The 23,081-nt window shown below is 70.2% G+C and carries 18 protein-coding genes and 1 pseudogene; 7 read left to right on the top strand and 12 right to left on the bottom strand.

Annotated elements, in window-relative coordinates; translation table 11 throughout:
- Positions 1 to 65 precede the first annotated feature (65 nt).
- The 3 genes from fumC to C4V41_RS57055 all read right to left on the bottom strand — a co-directional run bounded on the left by fumC (position 66) and on the right by C4V41_RS57055 (position 3,986).
- On the bottom strand, positions 66 to 1,526 hold the full coding sequence (gene fumC / locus C4V41_RS57065; RefSeq protein ID WP_103964436.1) for a class II fumarate hydratase: 1,461 nt from the start codon (positions 1,524 to 1,526) through the stop codon (positions 66 to 68).
- On the bottom strand, positions 1,523 to 3,220 hold the full coding sequence (locus tag C4V41_RS57060; protein WP_200824970.1) for an NAD-dependent malic enzyme: 1,698 nt from the start codon (positions 3,218 to 3,220) through the stop codon (positions 1,523 to 1,525). The genes fumC and C4V41_RS57060 overlap by 4 nt, the downstream gene beginning before the upstream one ends.
- A 313-nt stretch (positions 3,221 to 3,533) precedes the next feature.
- A complete protein-coding gene (locus C4V41_RS57055) occupies positions 3,534 to 3,986 on the bottom strand; it encodes a hypothetical protein (RefSeq protein WP_146104218.1) in 453 nt (150 codons plus the stop codon).
- A 233-nt stretch (positions 3,987 to 4,219) separates the two neighbouring features.
- Between C4V41_RS57055 and C4V41_RS57050 the strand changes: the two genes are divergently transcribed.
- Positions 4,220 to 4,420: a multicopper oxidase domain-containing protein gene (locus tag C4V41_RS57050; RefSeq protein ID WP_235031034.1), complete on the top strand. Its 201-nt coding sequence runs from the start codon at positions 4,220 to 4,222 to the stop codon at positions 4,418 to 4,420.
- Between the two features lie 68 nt (positions 4,421 to 4,488).
- On the opposite strand, the gene C4V41_RS57045 is transcribed toward C4V41_RS57050, so the two are convergent.
- The gene (locus C4V41_RS57045) at positions 4,489 to 4,851 is read right to left on the bottom strand and encodes a nuclear transport factor 2 family protein (protein ID WP_103964433.1); all 363 of its coding nucleotides are present in this window, start codon (positions 4,849 to 4,851) and stop codon (positions 4,489 to 4,491) included.
- A 60-nt stretch (positions 4,852 to 4,911) separates the two neighbouring features.
- On the opposite strand from C4V41_RS57045, the gene C4V41_RS57040 reads away from it, so the two are divergent.
- Entirely contained in the window at positions 4,912 to 5,736 is an 825-nt protein-coding gene (locus C4V41_RS57040) for an RNA polymerase subunit sigma-70 (protein ID WP_200824969.1), read from the top strand.
- 170 nt (positions 5,737 to 5,906) lie between these two features.
- Here C4V41_RS57040 and C4V41_RS57035 read toward each other — a convergent pair whose 3' ends face one another.
- The 5 genes from C4V41_RS57035 to C4V41_RS61430 all read right to left on the bottom strand — a co-directional run bounded on the left by C4V41_RS57035 (position 5,907) and on the right by C4V41_RS61430 (position 17,073).
- On the bottom strand, positions 5,907 to 6,287 hold the full coding sequence (locus tag C4V41_RS57035) for a hypothetical protein (protein WP_103964432.1): 381 nt from the start codon (positions 6,285 to 6,287) through the stop codon (positions 5,907 to 5,909).
- A gap of 1 nt (position 6,288) precedes the next feature.
- On the bottom strand, positions 6,289 to 12,504 hold the full coding sequence (locus C4V41_RS57030) for an RHS repeat domain-containing protein (RefSeq protein ID WP_103964431.1): 6,216 nt from the start codon (positions 12,502 to 12,504) through the stop codon (positions 6,289 to 6,291).
- Positions 12,505 to 12,648: 144 nt separating this feature from the next.
- The gene (locus C4V41_RS57025; protein ID WP_103964430.1) at positions 12,649 to 15,642 is read right to left on the bottom strand and encodes an AfsR/SARP family transcriptional regulator; all 2,994 of its coding nucleotides are present in this window, start codon (positions 15,640 to 15,642) and stop codon (positions 12,649 to 12,651) included.
- 469 nt (positions 15,643 to 16,111) lie between these two features.
- Positions 16,112 to 16,624, bottom strand: a complete 513-nt coding sequence (locus C4V41_RS57020; RefSeq protein ID WP_103964429.1) for a relaxase/mobilization nuclease domain-containing protein — start codon at positions 16,622 to 16,624, stop codon at positions 16,112 to 16,114.
- Positions 16,625 to 16,629: 5 nt separating this feature from the next.
- The gene (locus tag C4V41_RS61430) at positions 16,630 to 17,073 is read right to left on the bottom strand and encodes a hypothetical protein (protein WP_146104216.1); all 444 of its coding nucleotides are present in this window, start codon (positions 17,071 to 17,073) and stop codon (positions 16,630 to 16,632) included.
- Positions 17,074 to 17,484: 411 nt separating this feature from the next.
- Between C4V41_RS61430 and C4V41_RS57010 the strand changes: the two genes are divergently transcribed.
- Positions 17,485 to 18,108, top strand: coding sequence for a restriction endonuclease (locus tag C4V41_RS57010; protein WP_103964427.1), 624 nt, complete (start codon positions 17,485 to 17,487; stop codon positions 18,106 to 18,108).
- Complete coding sequence (locus C4V41_RS57005) at positions 18,077 to 18,433, top strand: hypothetical protein (protein ID WP_103964426.1); 357 nt, start codon at positions 18,077 to 18,079, stop codon at positions 18,431 to 18,433. Before C4V41_RS57010 ends, C4V41_RS57005 begins: the two co-directional genes overlap by 32 nt.
- Positions 18,434 to 18,458: 25 nt before the next feature.
- Here the strand turns inward: C4V41_RS57005 and C4V41_RS57000 are convergent, their stop codons facing one another.
- Positions 18,459 to 19,382 (bottom strand): tyrosine-type recombinase/integrase, encoded by a 924-nt coding sequence (locus C4V41_RS57000; protein ID WP_235031033.1) that lies wholly within the window; start codon positions 19,380 to 19,382, stop codon positions 18,459 to 18,461.
- Positions 19,383 to 20,028: 646 nt separating this feature from the next.
- Here C4V41_RS57000 and C4V41_RS56995 point away from each other — a divergent pair.
- Positions 20,029 to 20,550 carry a hypothetical protein gene (locus C4V41_RS56995; RefSeq protein ID WP_146104215.1) on the top strand — a complete coding sequence of 174 codons (522 nt, stop codon included), beginning with the start codon at positions 20,029 to 20,031 and terminating at the stop codon, positions 20,548 to 20,550.
- A 29-nt stretch (positions 20,551 to 20,579) separates the two neighbouring features.
- On the opposite strand, the pseudogene C4V41_RS56990 reads toward C4V41_RS56995, so the two are convergent.
- A pseudogene (locus C4V41_RS56990) lies at positions 20,580 to 20,801 on the bottom strand (transposase family protein); the annotation flags it as partial.
- A 117-nt stretch (positions 20,802 to 20,918) separates the two neighbouring features.
- Between C4V41_RS56990 and C4V41_RS56985 the strand changes: the two are divergent.
- Together C4V41_RS56985 and C4V41_RS65995 are read left to right on the top strand one after the other, a co-directional pair.
- Positions 20,919 to 22,241 (top strand): aspartyl protease family protein, encoded by a 1,323-nt coding sequence (locus C4V41_RS56985; RefSeq protein WP_103964423.1) that lies wholly within the window; start codon positions 20,919 to 20,921, stop codon positions 22,239 to 22,241.
- 82 nt (positions 22,242 to 22,323) lie between these two features.
- Positions 22,324 to 22,632 (top strand): DUF6596 domain-containing protein, encoded by a 309-nt coding sequence (locus C4V41_RS65995; RefSeq protein ID WP_200824968.1) that lies wholly within the window; start codon positions 22,324 to 22,326, stop codon positions 22,630 to 22,632.
- On the opposite strand, the gene C4V41_RS56975 is transcribed toward C4V41_RS65995, so the two are convergent.
- The coding region (locus C4V41_RS56975) for a transposase (RefSeq protein WP_235031032.1) at positions 22,603 to 23,081 on the bottom strand (479 nt) is incomplete at its 5' end. The genes C4V41_RS65995 and C4V41_RS56975 overlap by 30 nt on opposite strands.

Raw genomic sequence — 23,081 nt, 5'->3', positions numbered from 1 at the left:
TGGACGAGCCAGGTTCGTGGTTTGAGGAGTGTTGGGCTGGACGTGGCGTCCGGTGGGCCACCTGCTCAGCGTCGGGTTCTGCCATCCGGGCTGGGCACTCCGGGCTTTGTGAGGCGTTCGGGGTCGACGACCGTGTCATAGATGTCCTGCGAGACCCCGCATTGGAGTGCTGCGTCCTTGAGCGTCAGGCCCTTGTCGAGCGCGTGGTGGGCGATGCGGGCGGCCTGGTCGTAGCCGACGACGGGGCTGAGCGCGGTCACCATCATGATCGAATGATCGATGTTGTGGTGCAGCCTTTCGGTGTTGAGCTGGGTCCCTTCGATGAGGAACCGGCGGAAGTGGTCCATCATGTCGGCCAAGATGCGGGCCGAGTGCAGGACGTTCTTGATGATGACCGGGCGGAATGCGTTCAGCTCGAAATTGCCCTCGGCGCCGGCCATCGAGACGGCGGTGTCGTTGCCGGTCACCTGGATGGCGACCATCAGCATGGCCTCGGCCTGGGTCGGGTTGACCTTGCCCGGCATGATCGACGAACCGGGTTCGTTGGCCGGCAAGATGAGCTCGCCCAGCCCGGTACGCGGCCCGGAGCCGAGCCAGCGCAGGTCGTTGGCGAACTTGAACAGCGGCACGGCCAGGGCGCGCAGCGCCGCCGAGGCGCGCACCAGTTCGTCGCAGGAGGCCTGGGCGGCGAAGGTGTTGGGCGCGCTGGTGAAGGGCCGCCCGGTGAGCTCGGAGATCTGCCTGGCCACCTCGTCACCGAACCCCGGCGGTGCGTTCAGCCCGGTGCCGACCGCTGTGCCGCCGATGGCCAGCCGGTACAGCTCGCTGCGGGTGCGCTCGAGGTGGTCGGAGGCGTTGCCGAGCTGGGCGGCGTAGCCGGACCACTCCTGGCCGACGGTCAGCGGGGTCGCGTCCTCCAGATGGGTACGCCCGATCTTGACCTCGTGCGCCCACTCCCGGCTTTTGGCCTCGGTGGCCTCGCGCAGCCGGGCCGCGGCGGGCAGCACGTGGTCGTCGATGGCCTCGGCGGCGGCGATGTGCATGGCGGTGATGAAGGTGTCGTTGGACGACTGGCCCATGTTGACGTGGTCGTTGGGGTGGATCGGGTCCTTGCTGCCCAGCCGTCCGCCGAGGAGTTGGATGGCCCGGTTGGAGATCACCTCGTTGACGTTCATGTTGGACTGGGTGCCTGAGCCGGTCTGCCAGACGTACAGCGGGAACTCGCTGTCCAGCTCGCCGTGGATGACCTCGTCGGCGACCCGGCTGATCAGGTCGGCCTGCCACTGGGGCAGCCGGCCGGCGCGGGCGTTCACGATCGCGGCGGCCTTCTTGATGTGGCCGTAGGCGTGGTAGACGGCCTTGGGCATGCGATCGTCGCCGATGTCGAAGTGGATCAGCGACCGCTGGGTCTGCGCGCCCCAGTAATGCTCGGCCGGCACCTCCACCTCGCCCAGGGAGTCGCTCTCGGTCCGCGTGCCGGTGGCCCGCAGCCCGATCGGCACGTCGCGGACGCGGGGCGGACTCACTTCCCGTTCCCGTGAATCGGGCGGTAGGCGGGCTGCCACATGGCTTCCTGCACCTGCTGAACGGTGTTACCTACAGTGGTGCGGGCCAGGTGCTCCTCAGCGGCCTGGTCGGCCACCGCGACCGCCACGGTGGCGGAGACCACGCGCAGGTTGTCCACCTGAGGCAGCAGAGACGCACCCGGCGCCGAGACGTCGACCATGCCGGCGACGGCCTCAGCCGCCACCTGGAACATGCCGGTACTGACCCGGCGGGCCCGCGCCACCACCACGCCCAGCCCCAGCCCGGGGTAGAGCAGGGCGTTGTTGGCCTGGGCGATGGTGTAGGTGACGCCGTTGTAGGTGATCGGCTCGATCGGGATGCCGGTGGCGATCAAAGCCCGGCCGTCGCTCCAGCGGATCAGGTCGGCCGGCATCGCCTCGATCCGCTCGGTCGGGTTGGAGATCGGGAAGATGATCGGACGGTCCACGCCCGCCGCCATCGTGCGCACGATCTTCTCGGTGAACGCGCCGTGGACGGTGGAGGTGCCCAGCAGCATGGTCGGCTTCACCCGCTTGACGACCTCGGCCAGCGAGATGCCGTGCTCGTCCCGCGCCCAGTCGGCGACCTCGTCGCGCGGGCGGGCGTACGACTGCTGGAAGTCGGACAGGTCGCTCATGTCGTCGGTGAGCAGACCCTGCTTGTCGATCGGCCAGATCCGCCGGGTGGCGGTGTCATGGTCCAGGCCGTCGCGGATCATCGCGTCGCGCAGTTGGTCGGCGATGCCGATGCCGGCGGTACCCGCGCCGAAGATGACGATCCGCTGTTCACGCATCGGCGTGGCGGACACTTGGACGGCGCTGAGCATGGCGGCCAGCACGATCGCGCCGGTGCCCTGCATGTCGTCGTTGAAGGTGCAGATCCGGCCGGTGTACTTCTCCAGGATCCGGCGTGCGTTGGACGGGCCGAAGTCCTCCCAGTGCAGGAGGGCGCCAGGGAACATCCGGGTGGCCGTGGTGACGTAGGCGTCGATGAAGTCGTCGTAGTGCTTGCCCCGCACCCGCGCATGCCGGTTGCCGACATAGGCCGGGTCGTTCAGCAGCGCCTCGTTGTCGGTGCCCACGTCCAGAGCGATCGGAACGACCCGGCCGGGATCGATCCCCGCGGCGGCCGTGTAAACGGCCAGCTTGCCGGCCGCGATGCCGGCGCCGCCGCCCACCCCCCAATCGCCGATGCCCAAGATCTCCTCAGCGTCGGAGGCCACGATCAGATCGACGTCGTCCGGGCCCAGCCCGATGTTCTTGAACGCCCGTTCGATCCCGTCGACGTCGTCGATGGACAGATACAGGCCCCGGGGACGGCGGTACTCATGGCTGTAGGCTTTGATCGCCTCGCCGACGGTCGGGTCGTACACGATCGGCAGCATCTCGCACAGATGATCACTCAGCAGCCGGTAGTACAGCACCTCGTTGCGGTCCCGCAGCGCCTCCAGGTAGACGTTCTTCAGCAGATCGCTCGGCTGCGCCCGATACTGCGCATACGTTCGCCTCGCCTGCTCATCCAGCGACTCCACCATCGGCGGCAGCAGACCGTCCAGCCCCAGCTCGGCCCGCTCCTGCGGCGAGAACGCCGTGCCCTTGTTCAGCAGCGGCTCCTGCAGCACCGCCTGGCCCCGCAGGGACGTCACGTAACTCCCGTCCGGCTGCTCGGCGAACATGCAACTCACCCGATCCGGCTTCCTCTTCCCCGGCGACATCATCGTCATCCTCCCTTTCAGCACACCGCCCAAGCGCCCGGTGCCCAGGTCGCGGCGAGACAGCCCTTGCAAAGGCTGCCCCGGCCCGCAAACCGGACACTGAGCCGCGCCTCACAACCGCCTCAAATCTCGACCAAGGAAGGGAAGAGCTGCTCCAGCATGATCTAGGGCTCGCCGCCGCCGAGACCGGCATCGCCACGACCACAGCCGACGATCCCGCCCTCCACCCCGCCGCTCGCCCCGCTGCTCCTCACGCTGTCGGCCGTCTCGGTCATCACGTGGTCACGCTCTCGCGCCGCCCGCGACGCTGTGCCTGCCGCTGTGCCTGCCGCGGGGCCTGGTGCGGGGCCTGGTGCGGGGTCTGCCGCTGGGCGGGGACGCCGACCGCGCGGATGGCGGTGACCTGGCGTGCCCACTTCATGAACACGTCCAGGTCGTCCAGGGTGACGGCGGCGTCGGCCTGCTGCGTGACGTCCAGCTGCACCAGGTGCGGGAAGCGCTTGACCAGGCGTGCGGTCTGCTTGGCCAGGGTGAGGAGTTCGGCGACCAGGGCGGCGCTGGTGCCCGCCCTGGCCGTCGGCCGCGCCGGCTCGGTGCCGCGTCCTGCCCGCTGTTCGGACTGCTCGGCCCGCCGCCGGTCGAATTCGGCGGCCAGGTCGGCCTGGATGGCGCGGTCATCGGCGACCAGCACCTGAACGAGCTCGTCCCGATGAGGGCTGTGGTGCACCTCGGTGACGTAGTCGGTGACGCCGTCGCTGTCGCGCGACGCGGGGTCCCATGACCGCGGCCAGCGGAGGAGCCGTGCCCAGAACGGTCTGGTAGGTGGCGTGGTTGACCCGGTCGACGCCTGCCGCCTTGGCGTCGGCGATCAGGTGCCGCAGCTGTTCAGCCGCTCGCGCAGGTCCGGCGTGATCGCCGTCGCCGTCGCCCGCCACTCCTTGGCGGTGCCACATTCACGAAGTGGCGTTCCAGGTGCTCGAAGTGGACGGGGAGAAGCCGCCCGTGTACGCGAGCGGCCACAAGGACACCGTCTTCGTGCCGCCGAAGAGCACGGTACGGCTCGCCGTCCAGTTCGGCGGGTTCACCGATCCGGCAACGCCGTACATGTACCACTGCCACATCCTCCGGCACGAGGACTCCGGCATGATGGGCAATTCGTGATCGTGAAGCCCGGCACCGAGAGCCAGGTGCCCCGCACGATCGCCGCCCACCACGGATAAGCACATCGGTCACTGTCGGCGGCGGAACTCTTCGAACGGCGTGCGGTCGAACAGGAACCGGTTGTAGACGATCTTCCCGTCGCGGACGGTGACGCATTCGGCGGCCGGTGCGCTCTTGGCGGGGATCGTTTCGGTGTCGTACATGATCAGGGCTGTGCTCTCATCCCCGAACGCGGCGATCAGCTCCGCCCTGATGAGGAGCTGCTGGGCGAAAGGCCCGAGGAACTCCCGGTACGCCTGGATGCCGTCGATCCGCCCCGCCGGGGCGTCGCACACGACGTCGTCGGCGATGTAGGTCATCGCCAGGTCGAGGTCCTTGCCGGTCCAGGCGCGGTGGTGGGCCAACGCGATCTGCAATGCTGGGCTGGTCATGATATTTCCCCTTTCAGTGTTGTTCGTTACGACACCGGGGAGCCGCGGAACGGAACGGTCTTGGCGAAAATCGCATTCGACGAGCTGGTTGAGGTGTACCGGCATGAGCTGCTGCTGCACTGCTACCGCCTGCTGGGCTCGCTGACCGACGCGGAAGACCTGCTGCAGGAGACGCTCCTGGCGGCCTGGCGCGGCCTGGACGGTTTCGAGGGGCGCGCGTCGGTGCGTTCGTGGCTTTACCGCATCGCCACCAACCGTTGCCTGAACGCGCTACGCGACCGCGGCCGGCGGATCCCACTTGCTCCCACCCCGCCGTTCCAGCCGCCGGAGCCCAGCCGCCACGGTGATGTGACGTGGCTGCAGCCGTACCCGGATGAGCTGCTGGAGCAGGTGCGGGATGCGGAGCCCGGGCCCGAGGCGCGGTACGCGGCGCGGGAGGCGGTCGAGCTGGCGTTCGTGGCCGCGCTGCAGCGGATCCCGCCGCGGCAGGCTGCCGTAGTGGTGCTGTGCGACGTGCTCGGCTACCCGCTTGGTGAGGTCGCGCCCATGCTCGGCACCACACCGACCGCTGTCAAAGGGCTGCTCCAGCGGGCCCGGATCTCGCTCGACCGGCACCGCGACGAGGTGCCCGGCAGACCGCCCGCACCGGGATCGGCGGAGGAGCGCCGCCTGGCGCGGGGACCTGCGCCTACGGCTGAGTCCCACCCGCGCCAACGGCCAGCCGGCCTTCACCTGTCACCACCTCGCCGGCGCTGTCGCACAACCCGCCGGGTTGATCGTGCTGACGCTCGCCGGCGATCGCCTCCACGGGATCACCCGGTTCCTGACCAGCCAGTACGTGGAGCCGTGTACACCGCCGAGATCGGGTCCGGGCACAGGGGCTGAGGAGCGAGATCTGCGGAACCTGGAGCCCTCCGGACAGACGCCTGCGTCCTGTGCCGCTGCCTCCCATTCGTAGAGCGCCAGCCTCGAGGATCCCTCACCCAGGTTGCACTTGACGAAACCGGGAAAGTCCTGCTCGATTTCGGGCTTCACGGGATGTCGGACCGTGGTGATCAGAGGTCGCTGTAGTCGTCGACGAAACGTTCGGCCGAGTACTGGGCGCGCCAGCCGTCGCTGCCCCCCATGTACCAGCCCGTGAGCTCGCCCATGCCCGTCTCGGGCAGATCGACGCGGCGTCCGCTCTCGTCGGTGTAGGACAGGCGGAGCAGGCCCTGGTCGATGGCCAGCAGCAGGCGGCTGACCGCCGCGTCCACGCAGTCAGGGATGACCGCGCGGACCAGCGCGACGTCCTCCTCGGTGCGAGCCTGGGGCCAGCGCGGGGCGGTGACCGTACCGGGGGCCGGGCTCAGGTCCTGGTCGCAGTCGCGGATCGCGGCATCTCTGACGTGTTCGAGGAGAAGCCGGGCGAACTCCTCGACGGCGCTGTCGGGCATGTCATCCTCCCCATGGAGTGCGTATCGGCCCGCTGACGCCGGCCCTTTGGAGATCGGCGATCGCCTCGTCTACAGTTGCCCGGGCGATGCCCTCGGGCATGCCGTGGGCGACCAGAGCCTCTGTCTCGATCCTAGCCATGTCGCTCCAGGTGAGGGGTTGTCCCCTGGCGGCGAAGTTCCTGTAGCGGGTCTGCTGGGTGCCCGAGAGCCTCCAGTGATTTATGCCGAAGCGGGCGAGTTCCGAGTTGGGCATGGCCAGGGCGGTGAGCTCGTCGTAATTCTGCGCGACAACGTTATTCGGCTTATCCTGGAAGGCGCTCTTCGCGAGTACATGGTGGCCTCCGCCGCGGCCTCCGTAGGGCCTCAGCTCGGCCGCCTCGTCGGCGGCGCCGGCCGCCTCCGCGCCTTCCTCCGCCACGTTCGCGGCCGGGCGCAGCGAGGTGACCGCGCCGATCGCGTCCACGATCTTCCGTACGGGGATGACGTCGAGCAGCGTCCACCCGCAGGCGCTGGACCACAGGTCGCCACCCGTGGCGCAGTCCACCCAGTCGCCCACGAAGATGTCCGCGAGCGCGGCGGGCGCGGCGAACAGGTCCCCGATCATCTTGATGAAGTGCGCCGGCGTCAGGGAGTGACAGGGCTCTCCCGCCATCGCGCAGTACTCGTCGATGAGCACGGCCTCGGTGGGCGTGCTCGCCTCGACCGCGCAGCCGCCGCCCGCGCAGACGAAGGCGTCGACGACCTCCTCGTCGGTGATCTCGTCGTCCTGCGCCTGCAGCCCGGTGGGGTCGGACAGGGACGTCGGGTTGTTCCGGCCGTAGGCGTAGGGGTTGAGGCTCTGTGGCTGGGTGAGGTCGGCGAAGGGGTCAGGAGAGATGAACCGGGCCAGAACGGGGTCGTAGTAGCGGGCGTTGAGGTGGTTCAGGCCTGTGCTCTCGTCTTCGATCTGGCCGATCCAGCCGCGGTCGGTGCCGGTCTCCGCGGTGCCGAGGGGCTTGCCGTACGGCTGGTAGGAGCGTGCCTGGGCCGGCGTCGTCGCCCCGGACGGCATCGTGAGCCGGATCGAACCCTGGTTGTCGGTGGCCACGTATTCGACGCCGCCGGTGGTGCGCACCGCCGTGGTCATGCTGGCGAAGGAGTAGGTGCGGGTCGCCTTGGTGGTCCCCGTGGCTGCCAGGGTGGGCGCGGAGGCCGCGTGGGTGATCTCGTGGTCCTCGATGTAGAGGGTCGTGCCGGTGGGGCCGCGGCGCAGCAGCCGGGTCCCGTCGGCGTCGTAGACGAACGAAGTGTCGCCACCGGGATCGTCGACCCTGGTCAGCAGGCGTTCGGCGCTCCAGGTGAAGGTCTCGGTCTTACCGCCCGCGGTGCGGGTGACCAGGTCACCGTTGGCGTTCCAGGTGTAGGAGCCGGACCCGGCCGCGGTGGGCGCGTGCGGGCGGGCGGAGCCCGCGGCGGGGTAGCTGTAGGTGATGGTGGAGGCGCCCTCGACCCGCCGCGTCAGGTTGCCGTCGGCGCTGTGGGCGTAGGTGTGGTCGTAGGGGCGGGGACCGGTGCCGGGTGCGCCGCCGGCGCAGGCGCCGGTCGTGGTGAAGGCCCGGGTCAGGCGCTGGAGGTCGTCGTGGTCGAAGCACTCCCGCCAGGACTGCCCGTTCAGCGTGGTGTCGCGTTCGGTGACGTGGCCGAAGGTGGCGTCATAGGCGAGCCGTACGTCCTGGGCCACGCTGCTGCCGCCGCCGGCGCGCAGGCGTGACAGGCGCTGGTCGGCGTCGTAGTCGAAGAGCCGGCTGAACGGCACCGACCGCGAACCCGACAGCAGCCAAGTGGGCCGCATGCGGTTGTCGTAGGCGGCGCCCCAGACGTACTCCTCGGCGCCGGTCATCGTGCCGGCCAGACCGAGCGCGTCGTACGTCGTGGTCACGGTCTCGGAGGGCAGGCCGCCCACCGCCGGGTAGGTGATCCGGGTTCGATGGTCCGCGCCGTCGTAGCCGTAGCCCACGGTGTAGGAGCCGGACAAGCCGCTGATCCCACTCGGGACGGTCCAGGTCCGCCCGGTGGGGCGAGCGCGGTCGTCGTAGCCGGTGACGTCGACGGCCCAGTCGCCGCTGGAGTCGTGGCGGGTGGACTTGTCGAACAGGCCCCGCTCGCCGGACGCGTCGTAGGCCCAACTGGCCAGGAGCGGGCCGGTGGGAGAGTCCTTGCGGCGCTCGGTGATGCGGTTCAGCGCGTCGTAGCCGGTATGGACCTGGGTGCCGGTCGCGCTGGTGGCCCGGGTCTGGTTGCCGGCGGCGTCGTAGGCGTAGGTCCAGGAGCCCATGTCCGGGTCGTTCATCGCGACCCTGCGGCCGCCCAGGTCGTAGGTGTTGGTGATCGTGTTGCCCGCCGGGTCCCTGACCGAGACGAGCCGGTCGGCCGCGTCGTAGCCGTAAACGGTCGGCCGCCACGCCGTGCCCTCGAGCTCCTCGATCCTGACGGCGCGGTCGTAGGCGTCCCTCGTGCTGCGGACGATGCCGCCCGCGGGCGGGTCCGGGGTCGTCTTGACCGTGTCGTGCGTGTACTCCACGACGATGGAGCGCCGGTAGGCGCCCGTGGTCCGGGTGATCTCCCAGATGGGCCGGCGCAGCTCGTCGTAGGCGACACTGGTCTCGTTGGCCCAGCCCCCCGCGGGCGCGGCCAGGACGTTCTGGCCCGCCGCGCCGGACAGCGCCTGCGGGAACGTCACGGCGGCGACCAGGCCGCGGTCGTCGTAGGCGGTGTCGGACACGATGACCTTGCCGGCCTCGGGCGAGAGCGTATGGTTCTGCCGCTCGCGCAGCCAGCCGTCCTGCACGGTCCAGGTGTCGAGGTAGCGGGGCGTCCCGCCGACGGTGTCCTGGAGGCGGCGGGTGCGGACCACCGGAGGCTTGATCTTGTTGGGGTCGATGACGTAGCCGAACTGGTAGGACGCGGGTGCTCCGGCCCCCTGCTCGGTCGGCAGGTGCACCGTGTCGATGCGGCCGAGCGCGTCGTAGCCGACGACGGTCTTCTTGCCGCGCGGGTCGGTCTCGATCGCGGGCGCCTGCCGGGGCCGGAGCCAGGTGGTGGTCGTGACGTGGCCCAGGTGGTTCGTGACCGCGGTGCTCGCCGGATATCCGATGCCGGGGGCATAGGACGTCCTGGTCCTGTGCCCGTTCGGGTCGGTCTCCTGGAGCGGGCGGCCCAGCGCGTCGTAAGTCGTGGCGGTCGCGGCCCACGCCCCCGCCGAGGTGAGCTTCACCCGCGAGCCGGTACGGTCGCCCCTGGCCGTGGGCGCGGTGCCGAACGCGCCGCCGTCGTAGGCGTACTCCTCCCGGGCGATCTCTGCCCCGTCGCAGGTGGTGCCGGAGTAGCGGGTCACCGAGCCCGGGAAGTCCAGCATCCACTTGTCGGCGTTGACCACCGGCACCGTCCAGGTGCAGCGCTCGTCGCCGGTGACGTGGGTCCAGCCGTACTCGATCAGCTTGTCCGGCGTGCCAAGGAGGCCGTTGTAGAGGGTCTGGGCGCGCTTGCGGAGGTAGCCGCCGTCGGCGGGGTTGCGCAGCCGGGTGACGGTGTCGGCGGGTGCGACGAACCAGGCGTCGTCCAGCGGGTCCGGCCCGGCGGCGTCAACGGTGCGGTGGGCGTGGTAGCCGCGCACGGTGCCCGACTCGACGGTGCCGTTGGAGCGCGACGACTGCTCGTCCAGGATCTGGCCGGCGAGCCAGTTCTCGTCCCGGCCCCCGGTGACGGTGCCGTCCAGGCTGGACGTGGTCACGACCCGGGACCCAGGGCCGGGGAAGGCGTCCCCGGCCAGCCGGTCCCCGTTCATGCCCCGGAACAGGCGGTACCGGGTACGGCTGGTGCCCTGCGTGACCTGGACGTCGGCGTACCCGCGCCACTCGGACCAGGTCTGGCGGGCATTGGGAACGAACTCGTCGCGGTCGTGGTGCCACGCGCCGCCGGGCATGCCGGCCTGCACCTGGTCCCCGTACTGGTAGGTGGTCGCCATCGTCCGTCCGCTGCCGAGGGGGTCGCGCTGCTCGACGCGGGTGACGAGGTACTTGTGGAAGATGGCGAAGCCGGCGGCGCCGCCCTCCGGCGCGTGCCAGTGGGGGAAGCAGTCCCGCGTGTTCAGGTGCCAGTTCGGCGGGTCCGGGATAGTGGCCGGGCACGGGTGCGGCTGCCCGTACGTCACGTGGACCTCGCCGCCGTACTCGTTGGTGACGATCGCGATTCGGTAGTGCGGCATCGCCGGCGACCCGCTCGCCGTGTCGGCCCGGTTGGTCAGGGCGACCGGCCAGAACGTCACCGGCGGCAGGGTCAGCGGCGTCGGCACGCTGTGGCCGGTGCGCTGGACTGAGTTCAGGTACAGCTTGCGGTCGCCGGGACGGTTCGGGTCCGGGTCGGGCAGGCCGTGCGCGAGCCGTACGGTGTCGACCTTGACGAACCCGTTGTCGTCGACGTACGTCGTGACCTGGCTGTAGCGCAGGGCGGTGAAGAACGTCGGGCTGTGCTGCGAGCAGACCGCGGTGAAACACATCAGGTCCACCGGCGTGTCCGGGTAGGAGGCCGCCGTCGCCACCGTCGGCGCAGGGCACTCGTCGTCGAGGTCCAGGCAGCGGTACCGGGTGGTGAATTCCACCTTCGTCGCCGGGTCGGTCTCCCCGGACGCGCGGCGCATGCCGTACTTGATCGTCTTGAGCGCGCCGGAGCGCACGTACTCGGTGTGCTCCAGCCCCGGCCAGCCGTTCAGCGCCGCGTAGTGGCCGGTCTCCTTGGCATACTCCCGCTGCTGCACGTTGTCGTGGGGGTCGATGACGAGGTCCAGGTTCCACCGCCACGCCTGCGCGCACCACGGGACTGGGCCGGCGGTGTGGCACGGCTCGCCGGCGTCGTCGCCGAACACCGGCACCGTCCATACGGAGTCGGTCCGCTGGCCGGTGTCGGGGTTGACGCCGCGACCGAAGAGGTACTGGACGCCGTCGGGGGTGGTGACCTTCCAGTGCTCGCCGTCGGCGTCACCGTTGTCGGCGCCGGTGAGCTGCTCGACCTTCCAGCGCGGGTCGTTCTTCAGCCGCCACTGCCGGGGGCTGGTGCCGGCCATGGGCACCAGCTCGGCCGCGTGGCCGTTCAGCGAGATGGTCGCGTTGTCGGACTTCCAGCACAGGTCCGCATACACCTGCCCGTCGTCCAGGCAGGAGTTGTAGCGGCGCTCGACGAAGGAGTCCGCGAGGTCGGCCCAGCCGACCCCGACCGGCCCGCCCTGGGTGTTCTTGCCCGATACCAGGCCGTCCACCGCGCCGGAGGAGTAGCGCAGGCCGACCTTCGGGGTGGGGCCGGCGGGCGCCGCCGGCAGCGGCACGTCGTAGGTGTAGGCGAACTCGCCAGAACCGGTGCTGACCTGCCAGTCACCGGACAGCGACAGGGGAGTGGCCTTGTAGGAGCCCTCCTCGCCCTCGGGGGCGGCCGTCACCGCGAGCACCGCCTCGCGGGCGTCCCTGGCGGGCGCTCTCGCGGGAGCGCCGGGCCCGGGCGGGGCCGCCGGCGGCGTCAGCGCGGTCAGGTCAGGGATGGAGGCGATGAGCCGGGACCTGCCGCGCTCGTTGTGGCTGGGCACCACGGTGGCGCGGGCCGCGCAGCCAGCGGGTAGCGGGGTGTCCAGTGTGCACGGTGGCAGCGCCACCAGGCGTAACCGTCCCGCGTACCCGGCCCCGAAGCGCTCGGCGAATCCGGCGTAGTCGATCGACAGCGAGAGCGGCAGCGCCGTCTCGCCCAGCGGCGCGCCGCCCTGCCCGGACACGCGGAACACGAATCCGGACGCCCCCACGCGGGCGGCGGTCGCCTCGTCCAGGACCTCCACTCGCAGCCGACGTCCGGTGGCCGCCGAGCTGCCCGCGGCCAGCTCGACCGGCGCGCCCTGCACGCGCCTGGCACTGGCGGCTGTCCCCAGCGTGACCTCGGCCGACACCGCCGCGGGCAGGTTCCGCGCCGGGGCCGCCGGCGCGGCGGCGCTGCGGATCGCCGGAGCCGAGCGCGGCCGCTCGACCGGCGGGGACGCCGGCGGGTCCCCGCCGCTGTCCAGCCGGTCGGCTGCCGCCCTCCAGTCCAGCGGCGGCGGCTCCGCCGCCACCGGTTCGACGGAGGTGAAGCCCATGCCTGCCAGCATCAGCGCGGCGACGGTGATCACCCGGATCCGGAACGGGACACGCGACGACCCGGACATAGCGCCTCCAGGGCGGGAACCTGATGTGACGACGGCGGAACTGCCAGGGGGTCTTGCCGAGGGTGGTGCCGTCCTGTCCCCAGGCGCCCGCAGCTTAGGACGAACGCGTCATAGATCCCTCATAGAAGGGACATTTCCGGCCTTCTATACCTCGGTGGCCTCCGGAGAGCCGACCCGTGTGAACAGGTCGCGGGCGCGGGCGCGGGCCGCGTCGGCGGCGGGGCGGTCGCCGCGGGCCGCGTGCACGTCGCCGAGCGCCCGGTACGACCTCGCCTGCCACAGCGGCGTGTCGATCGCGTCGAAGATCCTGATCGCCTCCGTCAGGTAGCCGATCGCCTGACGGAACTCCCTGCGCCTGTGGTGCACGAGGGCGAGCGCGGTCCTGATCCGGCCGTCTGTCAGCGGCTCGCCGAGCGGCCGGTTCAGCTCCATCGCCTGCCGGAACAGGCCCGAGGCGGCCCCGAGCGCCCCGGTGTGGAGCCGGACGAGGCCGAGCCCGTAGCGTGCCTCGGCCTCCTCACGCGGATCGGCGAGGTCCTCGGCGATGGCCAGCATCTCCTTGAAGTCGGACTCGGCCTGGTCCACCTCGCCGGCGCCGAGATGGAGCTGGCCGAGCCAGTACAGCACCTCGGCGTGCACGCGCCGGTCGCCGCCGCGGCCCGCCACCAGGGCCCGCTCCAGGTGCGGCCGGGCCCGCTCCAGCCGGCCGATCTCCACGAGGAGCTGGCCCAGCGAGCGCAGCAGCAGGACCTCCGCGCCGAGGTCGCCCGAGGCGCGGTGGGCCTCCAGCGCCTCCTCGTGAAAGGCCACCGCCTCGTCATAGCGGCCGATCATGCCGTCCACGTGCGCGGCCACGCCCAGCGCGTACACCAGGCCCTGCTGCTCGCCGATCTGTCGGAACGTGCGCACCGACTCCTCCAGCACCACGGCCGCCTCGGCGTAGTCGTGCCGGTAGGCGCCCAGTAACCCCAGGCCCATGAGCATGGTCGCGGTGCCTCGCGCGTTCCCAGCCCTGCGAGTGCACGCCAGCGCCGCCTTGAGCGTCTCCTCCCAGTCGTCGTTGTGCCCGCGAGTCAGGAACAGCGTGTACGTGCTGCTCACCAGGTCCCAGCACAGCTCGTCCAGTCCGGCCGCAGCGGCCTGGTCCACCGCCATGATCAGGTTGAGCCGCTCGCTGTCGTACCAGGCCAGCGGGTCGTCGGGCAGGTCGGGCAGCCCGCTGGTCCAGCGCGGCGCCCCGCCGTGCAAAGTGGCGTAGTCGCCGCCGGAGACCGCGATGTGGGCGCGCCCCGCCAGCGCCAGCCAGCCGCCCATTGCGCGGGCGAGCGCCGGGCCGGGGTCATCGGCGCCGGTCTCTCTGGCGAACAGCCGGACGAGGTCGTGCAGCCGGTACCTGCCGCGTCCGGTGCCCGACGGCTGGAGGAGCTGGGCGTCCGTCAGCTCGTCGATGAGCGCGGCCGCGCCGGCCGCCGTCGTGTCCAGCAGCGCGGCGCACACCCACGCGGCGAACTCGGGCGCGTACAGATGGCCCAGCAGGCCGAACAGCCGCCGTGCCCTGGCGCTGAGCCTGCCCAGGCTGACGGACAGTCCGGCGCGCACCTCCAGGTCGCTGTAGGCCAGCTCGTCCAGGCGGCGGCGCTCGTCGGTCAGGCGGCCGGCCAGCTCGGAAAGCGGCCAGTCGGGACGGGTCACCAGCCGCGCCCCCGCGATGCGCAGCGCGAGCGGCAAGTGCCCGCACAGCCGGGCCAGTTCGCGGGCGGCCTCCGGCTCCGGCGTGACCCGGTCGCCGCTCACGATGCGCGCCAGCAGCTCCACCGCCTGTGCGCTGTCCAGGACGCTCAGCTCGACCAGGCGCGCGCCGGGTAACCCGGCCAGGTGAGAGCGGCTGGTGACCAGGACGGAGCAGCCCGGCGCGCCCGGGACCAGCGGACGCACCTGCGCCTCGTCCACCGCGTTGTCCAGGACGACCAGCATGCGCCGCCCGGCCACCGCCGAGCGGTACTCCTCGGTCCGCTCCTCCAGGGTCTTGGGGATCTGCGAGCCGTGCGCCCCGAGCGCGCGCAGGAAGCGGGCCAGCACCTCCGCGGGCTCGGCCGGCCGCGCCTGGCCGCCGCCCAGGTCCACGTACAGTTGTCCGTCGCGGAACGTGCCGGACAGCCGGTGCGCCACGTGCACGGCCAGCGCCGTCTTGCCGACCCCTGCCGGGCCCGCGATGGCCGCGACCACGACGGCCGTGGAGTCGCCGGCGTCGGCCAGCAGCTCCTCCAGCCAGCCGATCAGCTCTTGTCTGCCGGTGAAGTCGGCGATGTCCGGCGGAAGTTGGCGGGGCCGGCGCCGGGCCGGTGGCGCGGCGGCCGGCGGCTCCGACGGCTCCGGCGGCGGGTCGAGTGTGCCTGTCAGAATGCTCCGCTCCAGCTCGCGCAGCTCCGGCCCGGGTTCCAGACCCAGTTCGGCCACGAACGCCGTCCGCGCCCTGCGGTACTCCTCAAGGGCCTCTGCGGTGCGCCCCGTCCGGTGCAGCGCCGTCATCAACAGCGCGCGCGGCTGCTCCCGCAGCGGGTGCTCCTCCACCAGCGCCGCCAGCTCGCCCACCACCTCGTGGTGCCGGCCCAGCCGCAGGTCGAGCGCCAGGCACTCCTCCAGTACGGCGAGCCGGTCCTCCTGTAGCCGCCGCGCCCGCGCCACCGCGAAGTGGCCGTCCAGGTCGGCCAGCGGCGTGCCACGCCACAGCGCCAGCCCGGCACGCAGCCGGGCGGCGGCCTCGGCGCCGCGTCCCGCACCCGCCAGCCGCCTGCCCTCCTCGACGTGCCAGTGGAAGGACAGCAGATCCAGCTCGTCCCGCGAGGCCCGCAGCAAGTAGCCGCCCGGCCGGGTCTCCAGCGTCTCGGACGGCACCCCGCCGCCGGTGAGCGTCCTGCGCAGGCGGCCCACGGTGTTCTGGATCTGCCTGCGGGCGGTGGGCGGGGGCTGATCCGGCCACAGGTCCTCGACCAGGAAGTCGACCTGAACGAGCGCGTTGGCGCGCAGCAACAACGCCCCCAGCAGCTCGCGCTGGCTGCGTCCCAGGACCGGGACCGGTCGCCCGGCGGCCGTCACCTCCAGCGGGCCGAGCACCCCGAACCAGGCAACGGCGTACACGCGCTCCTCCCAGGACGGGCGGCATCGCGGATCATGGGGAGTGTAACGCGTTCCGGCGGGCGCGACTCTTCACGGGTTGACAGATTTATTGGCGGATCTTTTCCCATATCGCAAATTCCGGCCTTCCGGCGGATTCCTATGCTCGCCACAAATGACAGCGTCCCTGCCCACCTCGGCGAATCGAATGCCAAGAGTGCCCAGCGACGAACAGCAGCAGCCCCCAAACCCTTTCATTGACGTCGGGTCACGACACCTGAGTAATTTGTGCACCACCGGCGCATCGCCTACGGCCGGCGCGGACGGGTCTCCTCCTCGCTCGGCGTCAGGGAGGGTGGTGTGTCGATTGTTGAGCGACACGGAATGTCAGTGGAGAACGACAACGGATGACAGTCGGCGCGACACCGGTGTCAGCAAGATCCCTCACTCTTCGTAGCCTCAGGTCCGGTGTGGGACCTTGAGCGCTGTAGGTTCAGGTCCGGGACGCCTGCGCAGGGAGTAGCCCGAGTTCGGCTTCGATCCGATCGCATGTCTCCCGCATTCGGTACCAGTTGCCGTGCATCTCGGGGATTCGTCCGTCCTGGCGGGCGAGGGTAGCCACCAGGTGGATGTGGTCGTGGGCATGCCGAAGCGCGATCCACCGGCAGGCTTCGAGGTCGCCAAGCGGGGCGATGCCGGCGGCATCGAGGAGGCGGGCGGCGATCTGCGCCCAGGTGGTGTCGGTGAGGGGCCGGTCGTGGCGGGCGGTCAGGGCGGTGCAGTGCCAGACGTAGCGGTGCAGCGGGCGGGCGTAGTGCTCGGCTGGGCGGTTGAGGTGCGTGGCCAGGTCGTCGAGTGTCGCGTCGGTGCGTGCCGGGTCGGGCTCGAAGGGGTCCCGGGTGGCGATCAGATGCGGGTCGCTTTGCTGCTCGTAGCGGCTCTTGCCGGGGCCGTACAGTTCGCGCAGCAGGTCGCGGGTGCGCGAGCGCGGCCCGGGATGCACCATCGCGATCAACGCGGCCGCCCCTTCGGCGTGGCTGCCGGGTGGCGGGCGATGGCGTCGGCGGCGGCCTCGACCCGCTGGGCGGCCCGGGTCAGGGCGGGCAGGAGCGTGTGCGCGTCGGTGGCGGGCAGGAGCGCCGCGGTGCGTGCGAGTTCAACGCGGGCGTGGATGAGTTCGGTGATGCGGTCGCGGTCGGCGACGGGGAGCACGAGCAGTTCCTGGCGGGCGGCCGCGATGGCGACGTGCGCGGCGTACGCGCCGCACTTCGTTGCGGTGGGAGGCGCGCGGGTCAAATACACGGTCGCCGCTCGCCGGCCCTCTTCCCCCCGCCGCCAGGCCGCCAACTGCGCCGGAGTGAGCTCGCGCCGAAACGCCCGCTGCAGCGTGCGCAGCGATACCGGCGCACTCTGCGCCCATCCGGAGGCCAGAAAGTCCGGTACCGGAGCCCCCATGGTGTCCTGCTTGCTCAACGCCGCGGCGCGGGCGCGGTGGACGGCGGCGATGTTGCCGCGGTAGTAGGCGAAGGCCTCCCCGGTCGGTCTCGCTGAGCCGGTAATCCGGCGAGGCCGGCAGACCCTTCTCGAGATGCCGCCACACGGTGCGCTCGCTGAGGTGCAGCCCTTGGGCCGCGAGCAGCACGTGCTCCGTGCTCAGTTGCCCGGCAGCCTTCAGGGCCTCCAGCCGGGCCAGGACGGCTTTCCGCTGTTCGGGGTCGGGTCTGGTCACAGCAACCTCCCGGCCGCAACGGGATACCAATAAGCAGAAAGTAGCAGGGCAATCACATTTAGTCAGAAGAATGGCGACACCGCCGCTGCCCCCTCCAACGATGCAGAGCTGTCGGTCCAGGCGGTTACCGTGATCGGGTGCCCGCACGCTCCAACGACTTTCAGGCCGTCGTCTACTTCGTCAAGGCGCACCTGGATCCGGACGTTGTCGTCACCGAATCCGCCGGCCTCCCCGATCGCACGACCGGGGAGACGCGCGAGGTCGATGTCCTCCTCGCCGCCCAGGTGGCCGGCCATCGGATCCGCATCGGTGTGGAGTGCCGCGACCGGGGCCGCAAGGCCGACGTGTCCTGGGTGGAGGAGATGCACGGCAAGCACGCCGACGTGCCGACCGACCGGCTGGTGCTGGTCTCGGCCTCGGGTTTCACCAAGGCCGCAGCGAGCAAGGCTCGCCATTACAACATCGAGGTCGTCACCCCGCAGCGGCCCATCGACCAGGACGGGCCTCTGGCCCGGCTGAGGCACCCGCTGGTAGACCTGCACACCATCGTGCGCCGGGACCTGGTCGCCATTCACGGTCAGGTCGAACTCGACGACGGGCAGCTGCACGAAAGCGAACTCACTCTCAACCATGTGCTCTTCACCGCCGACGGCACCGAGGTCGGGCGCATCGCCGACTTGATCGAGAGCACGCGGGATAATCTCGATCCCGCGACCCGCGATCGCAGCGATGTACAAGCAGGGGTGGCCGGTGCGCGTTGAGCAGCAAGCCGTCTGGTCAGGCCCGGCGGACGTCTTCCTGCGGCGTGAGAGTACCCCGCCACAACTGCTGCGCCTGGTAGGGCTCAAGGTTGAGCTCACCGAGTACGCCGACGTCCGCCGGGTAGCGCTGTCGGCCGGGGAACTACAGGGCACGGCCTACGCCTTCGGATCGGGACCGGTGGGTGGGAACCAGGCCCTGCTGGTGTTCACCGAATCTAGCGACGGCGCCCGTCTGTCGGTCCGTCTCACCGACGCCTCAGGCACGGTCACCGATCTGGTTGCTGATCGGGCCGAACAGGAGCTGTTGCCGCACCGTCCATCGTGAAGACGTCGTCGAGGACCGCCTCCGGTCAGGTGGCGCGGTCGCGACGGCGTCGCGCGGCCCGAATCTCGGCGTCGGCGACCTTGTCGTCGAGCAGCGCGTAGAGCTGGGTGGTCTCGGCGGAGGCGTGGCCAAGGCGGCGGCGCACGGCTTTGATGGAGACGCCGACGTTGATGAGTTCGGTGGCGTGGGCGTGCCGCAGCTGGTGGATGTCGATCTCGACCCTGGCCTGCGCGCAGTAACTCTGCCGGCGATGGTGAGCGGCGTCGTAGGACAGCGGACCGCCGCGGCCGTTGATGGAGGCGCGGAACAATGGCCCGGCGGTGTAGCCGGCGCGGGCGAGGTAGAGCTTGAGCAGGGTGACATAGCCACGGTCGTCCAGCAGGACGGTGCGTACGCTGCCGCCCTTGCCGTGGATGCGGACGTGTTCGTCGTCCAGGCGCAGGTCGAGGTCTTCGACGTACAGGCCGCAGACTTCGGAGGCGCGGGCGCCGCAGACGTAGGCGGTTTCGAACAGCACCCGATCCCGCAGCCGGTCCAGCGGCGTTTCCTTGCGCGGCCGCCGTGAGCAGATCACCGCCAGCACCTTGGCCACGTCGGCGGGGCGGGGCAGGTTCTTGGGCACCTTGACGGTGCCGATGCGGTCCATCGGGTTGGCGGCCAGAAGGTCGTGGCGGACGGCCCACTTGGCGAAGGAGGCGATCGCGGCGCGCTTACGCTTGCGGCTAGCCGGCGACAGCTCGGCGAGCTCGGCCAGGAAGGCTCGAACCGGCGCGGCGGTCAGCTCACCAAGTTCTTCGCCGTGGTGGGCGGCGAAGGCGATCAGGTCGCCGCGGTAGGCGCGCCGGGTGTGCGCCGATTTCCCGGCGTTGGCCAGGTCGGTGAGGAAGTCGTCCAGGTGCCGGGCGAGCGGGTGGGAGCGGCCGAGCTGCTCGGCGATGACCGGATCCACCGTGCCGACCTCCACCATCCGCCGGGTTGCCAGATAACCGGGAAACGAAGCGTCCGCGCCAAACGACGGCGGCCCAGCTCGCACTATGCCGGTGATCGCCATCTTGCCAGATAACGGAGATTATCTCGGGACGCGCTGCGACGCCGCAGGCTACCAGAGGTTCCGCCTGCATCAGTCCGCCGGATGGCGGTAACCTCGCGAAGGTCCACTTACGCGCTACCAGGTTGCGGTGCCAACGCAGGATCGTCGCTGGGGTGACCGGGAAGACCTCCGCCCACCGGCAGCGGCTGATCAGCCGGGACAACGCCGTGAGCCAGAGCCGGTCGACGTGACCCCACCGCGGCTGACCACCAAGCTGACGGCGAAGCACCTGGTTCTCCTGACGGAGCACCAGCAGCTCAACGTCCTTGGACCGATCAGAGCGGACCAGCACCGTCAGCAGGCCGAACAAGCCCCTCACCAACCGGTAGACCAGCGATAACAACGCCTTGCGATGGTCGCAGCCGCCGCTCTGATCGCGCAGCTAGACCCCAGCTCAGAGCACGAAATCGTGTTTTTGAGCGGGACAGGGTGGAAACGCTGAGGAAACGGCCACTCTGATTGCATCTCCCCTCGAACGACGTTCCTTCGACGGAGGAGATCATTCATGCGAGGACGAGTCCTTATCGCCCTGGCCGCGGTGACCCTGCTGCTGGCCGGCTGCGGCGCCGACGAAGGCGGGTCCGACGTGGCGTCGAGGACCGGCAACGGCACTGGCAACCAGGCTGCGAGCAGCGCGAAGCCGAGCGAAGACCCGCGCGAGAAGATGCTCAAGTACGCCCAGTGCATGCGCGAGAACGGCGTCGACATGCCCGACCCTGACCCGAACCAGGGCGGCGTCATGTTCAAGCTCGACAAGGACACGTCCCAGGAGACGATGCAGAAGGCCCAGGAGGTCTGCAAGCAGCACCAGCCGAGCGGTCAGCGGGCCGACGGGGGCGATCCCAAGAGGGCCGAGGCGATGCGCAAGGTCGCGCAGTGCATGCGTGACAACGGCGTGGAAGACTACCCGGACCCTGAGGGCAACACGGTGCGCATCAACGGCGACGTGGACCAGGATCCCGACTTCAAGGCCGCCCAGGAGAAGTGCCAGAAGGAGGCCGCTGAGGCCGGCATGGGAGGTTCTTGATGGGCCAATTGACTGAACCTTTTTCATCCTCACGCGGCCTGTGCGATGCGGTGGTTTTGAAGGACGGCGATGGCCTTGCACAGGTGGCCGGCCTTGGAGGGGCTGCAGCGTAGCTTGCGAAGGATCTTCCAGCTCTTCAGCTGGGCATTCGCGCGTTCGCCGGGCCCGCGCAGCTTGGCGTGAGCGCGGTTGGCCTGCTTCTGGGACTCGGGCTTGTCCTTGCCCTTGTACGGGGTGAGGACTGATAGGTCCGCCCTGGACGGCAAGGCGGACGGTCACGACGAGCCGCCTTCCCATCCATCGGGTCCCCACGGGCATCGCCGCTAGAAAGGGCGGCCACACCACAGGGCTACGGCAAGGAGCATGCGATGACGTATGAGAACGTCGACAGGCGTGGATTTCTGCAGCAGGCCGGGCTGGCGGTCACGGCCGGTGCGGTTCTTCCGGTGCTGGGGTCCGGGTCGACCAGCGCGGCCGCTTCGACGGGCACCAGCGCTGACCAGCTCTTCAAGGCGGGGGAATTCGACCGGGCCGATCGCGCCTATGCACGGCTGCTGCGCGAGGACCACGACAATGCCCACGCCATGGCTCAGCGGGGATACATCGCCCTGCTGGCCAATCGGTTCGGCATCGCCGAGAGGTTCCTGGCCCATGCGGTCAACCTGGCCCCGAGTGACATCGCCTCCAAGCAGCGGCTCGCGGAGTGTTACGTACGCCAGGACCAACTCGCCCCGGCGATACCACTGCTGAGAAGCACCGGCAGCAAGCGCGACGAGGCACTTGCCGAGCAGTACGCCCATATCAACGGAGCACCCTGGCAAGTGCACGGCGCGCAGAGCACACGAGTGCCCTGGTACGCCATCGACCCTCTGCCATTCGTCGAGGCGTCGGTGAACGGCGGGCGAAACCGGCTGTTCCTCATCGACAGCTATGCGACTGCCGGCTTGACCCAGGAGGTCGCGGAGGAACTGGGCCTTCGCGCATTCGCCGAACTGACGGGGCACGTCGGCAGCCAGCCCATCACCTTGTCCCTGGGCGTTCTGGACTCGCTACGGCTCGGCGACCTTGAGCTCAGGAACATCCCGATCCAGTGGACAGGGGAGGGCACACCGGAGATGCCCCGCCCGCCGGACGGCTCGCGCCCGGCAGGCGCGATCGGGACGACGCTGTTCTATCACTTCCTGACCACCATGGACTACATGGGCAAGAGCCTGGTGCTGCGGCGCAAGACCGGAACACAGCTGCGCCGGTTTCAGGCGAAGGCCCGGCAGAACGGATACGACCAGGTGCCCCTGTGGCTGGCCGGCGACCACTTTCCCTGCACGCTGGGCAGCCTCCGCGACTACGGGCCACGGATCATCACCCTCGACACCGGCGGCCTCGGCCCAGGCGTCGGCACGACCGTGGAGATTGCCGAACGTGCGGGACTCGAGGTGGACTACGACCATCCTGTGGACACCGGAGGAACGCACTTCCCGATCAAGCCCGACCGGATAAGCCTCGGCGACACGGTCCGGCACGATGCGGACGGCATCGCGGGTCCGTCGTCGCCGATGGGGCCCGGGCCCGGTCAATCCAGCCAGTTCGGCTTCGACATCATCGCCAACTTCAGCCACGACTTCGTCAGGCCGTTCGCCATCACCTTCGACTACACGCACATGCACCTCAACATCGCCGGTAAGTCACCGTGAGGGTGCGGGGCTTTTCCGCCGGCTGGATAGCGTCAATCCCCGCTCCCGCTTTCGCTCCGTCTACGCGGGGATCCCGTTTCGCGTGCCACCGGATCACCTGATCCGCGAGCGACTCGACGCTGTTCTCGCCGTCGTCTACCTGATCTTTAACGAGGGCTACGGCGGACGCGACGAGCTCGTGGCAGAGGCAATCTGGTTGGGACGCGCGCTTGCCGAACTGCTTCCGAACAACCCCGAGGTTCGCGGGCTGCTGGCGATGATGCTCTTGCCTGAAGCGGCTAGGGCCCCCACCCGTGCGTTACTGACAGATCTTGTCGCGAGGCGCTGTCAATTGCTGGCTCTGGCGCTGATCTTGTTGAGTTCAGATGATCAAGACTCGTCGGCGGAGTAGATCGAGGTTGGCTCGGCCGTACATGCTTCTCTTGATCATTTTCAGTCTGTTCACGGTGCCCTCTGTGGGGCCGTTGCTCCAGGGCAGGGTGAGTCCGGCGGTGACAGCGGCCTGGTCGCGGGTGAGGCTGGTCGCGAAGCTGTGGAGGGCGGGCAGGCCGTCGGCCTGGACGGCCTCGATCCACGCCGGCGGCCTGGCTCCGTCAAGGTTCTGGAGCATGTTGGCGAAGCTGCCGACGTGATGGCGCGTGGCTTGCAACTCGGGGCAGCGCGCGAGGATGTTCTTGAGCTGCACGGCGGCGCCTGCGGTCAGGTGGTCGGGATCAGACATGATCCAACCGGTGACTTTGCGCGGTTTCGGGGGTGTCGGCGCGGTCGGTGGCGGGTCCGTCCGTTCACGCAGCTGGGCGACGTAGCGTTCGACGGTGCGTAGGCTGCCGCGCCAGCCCA

Source organism: Nonomuraea solani (assembly GCF_900108335.1).
GTDB classification, from domain to species: Bacteria; Actinomycetota; Actinomycetes; order Streptosporangiales; family Streptosporangiaceae; genus Nonomuraea; species Nonomuraea solani.
This window is presented reverse-complemented; position numbering and strand designations above follow the sequence as displayed.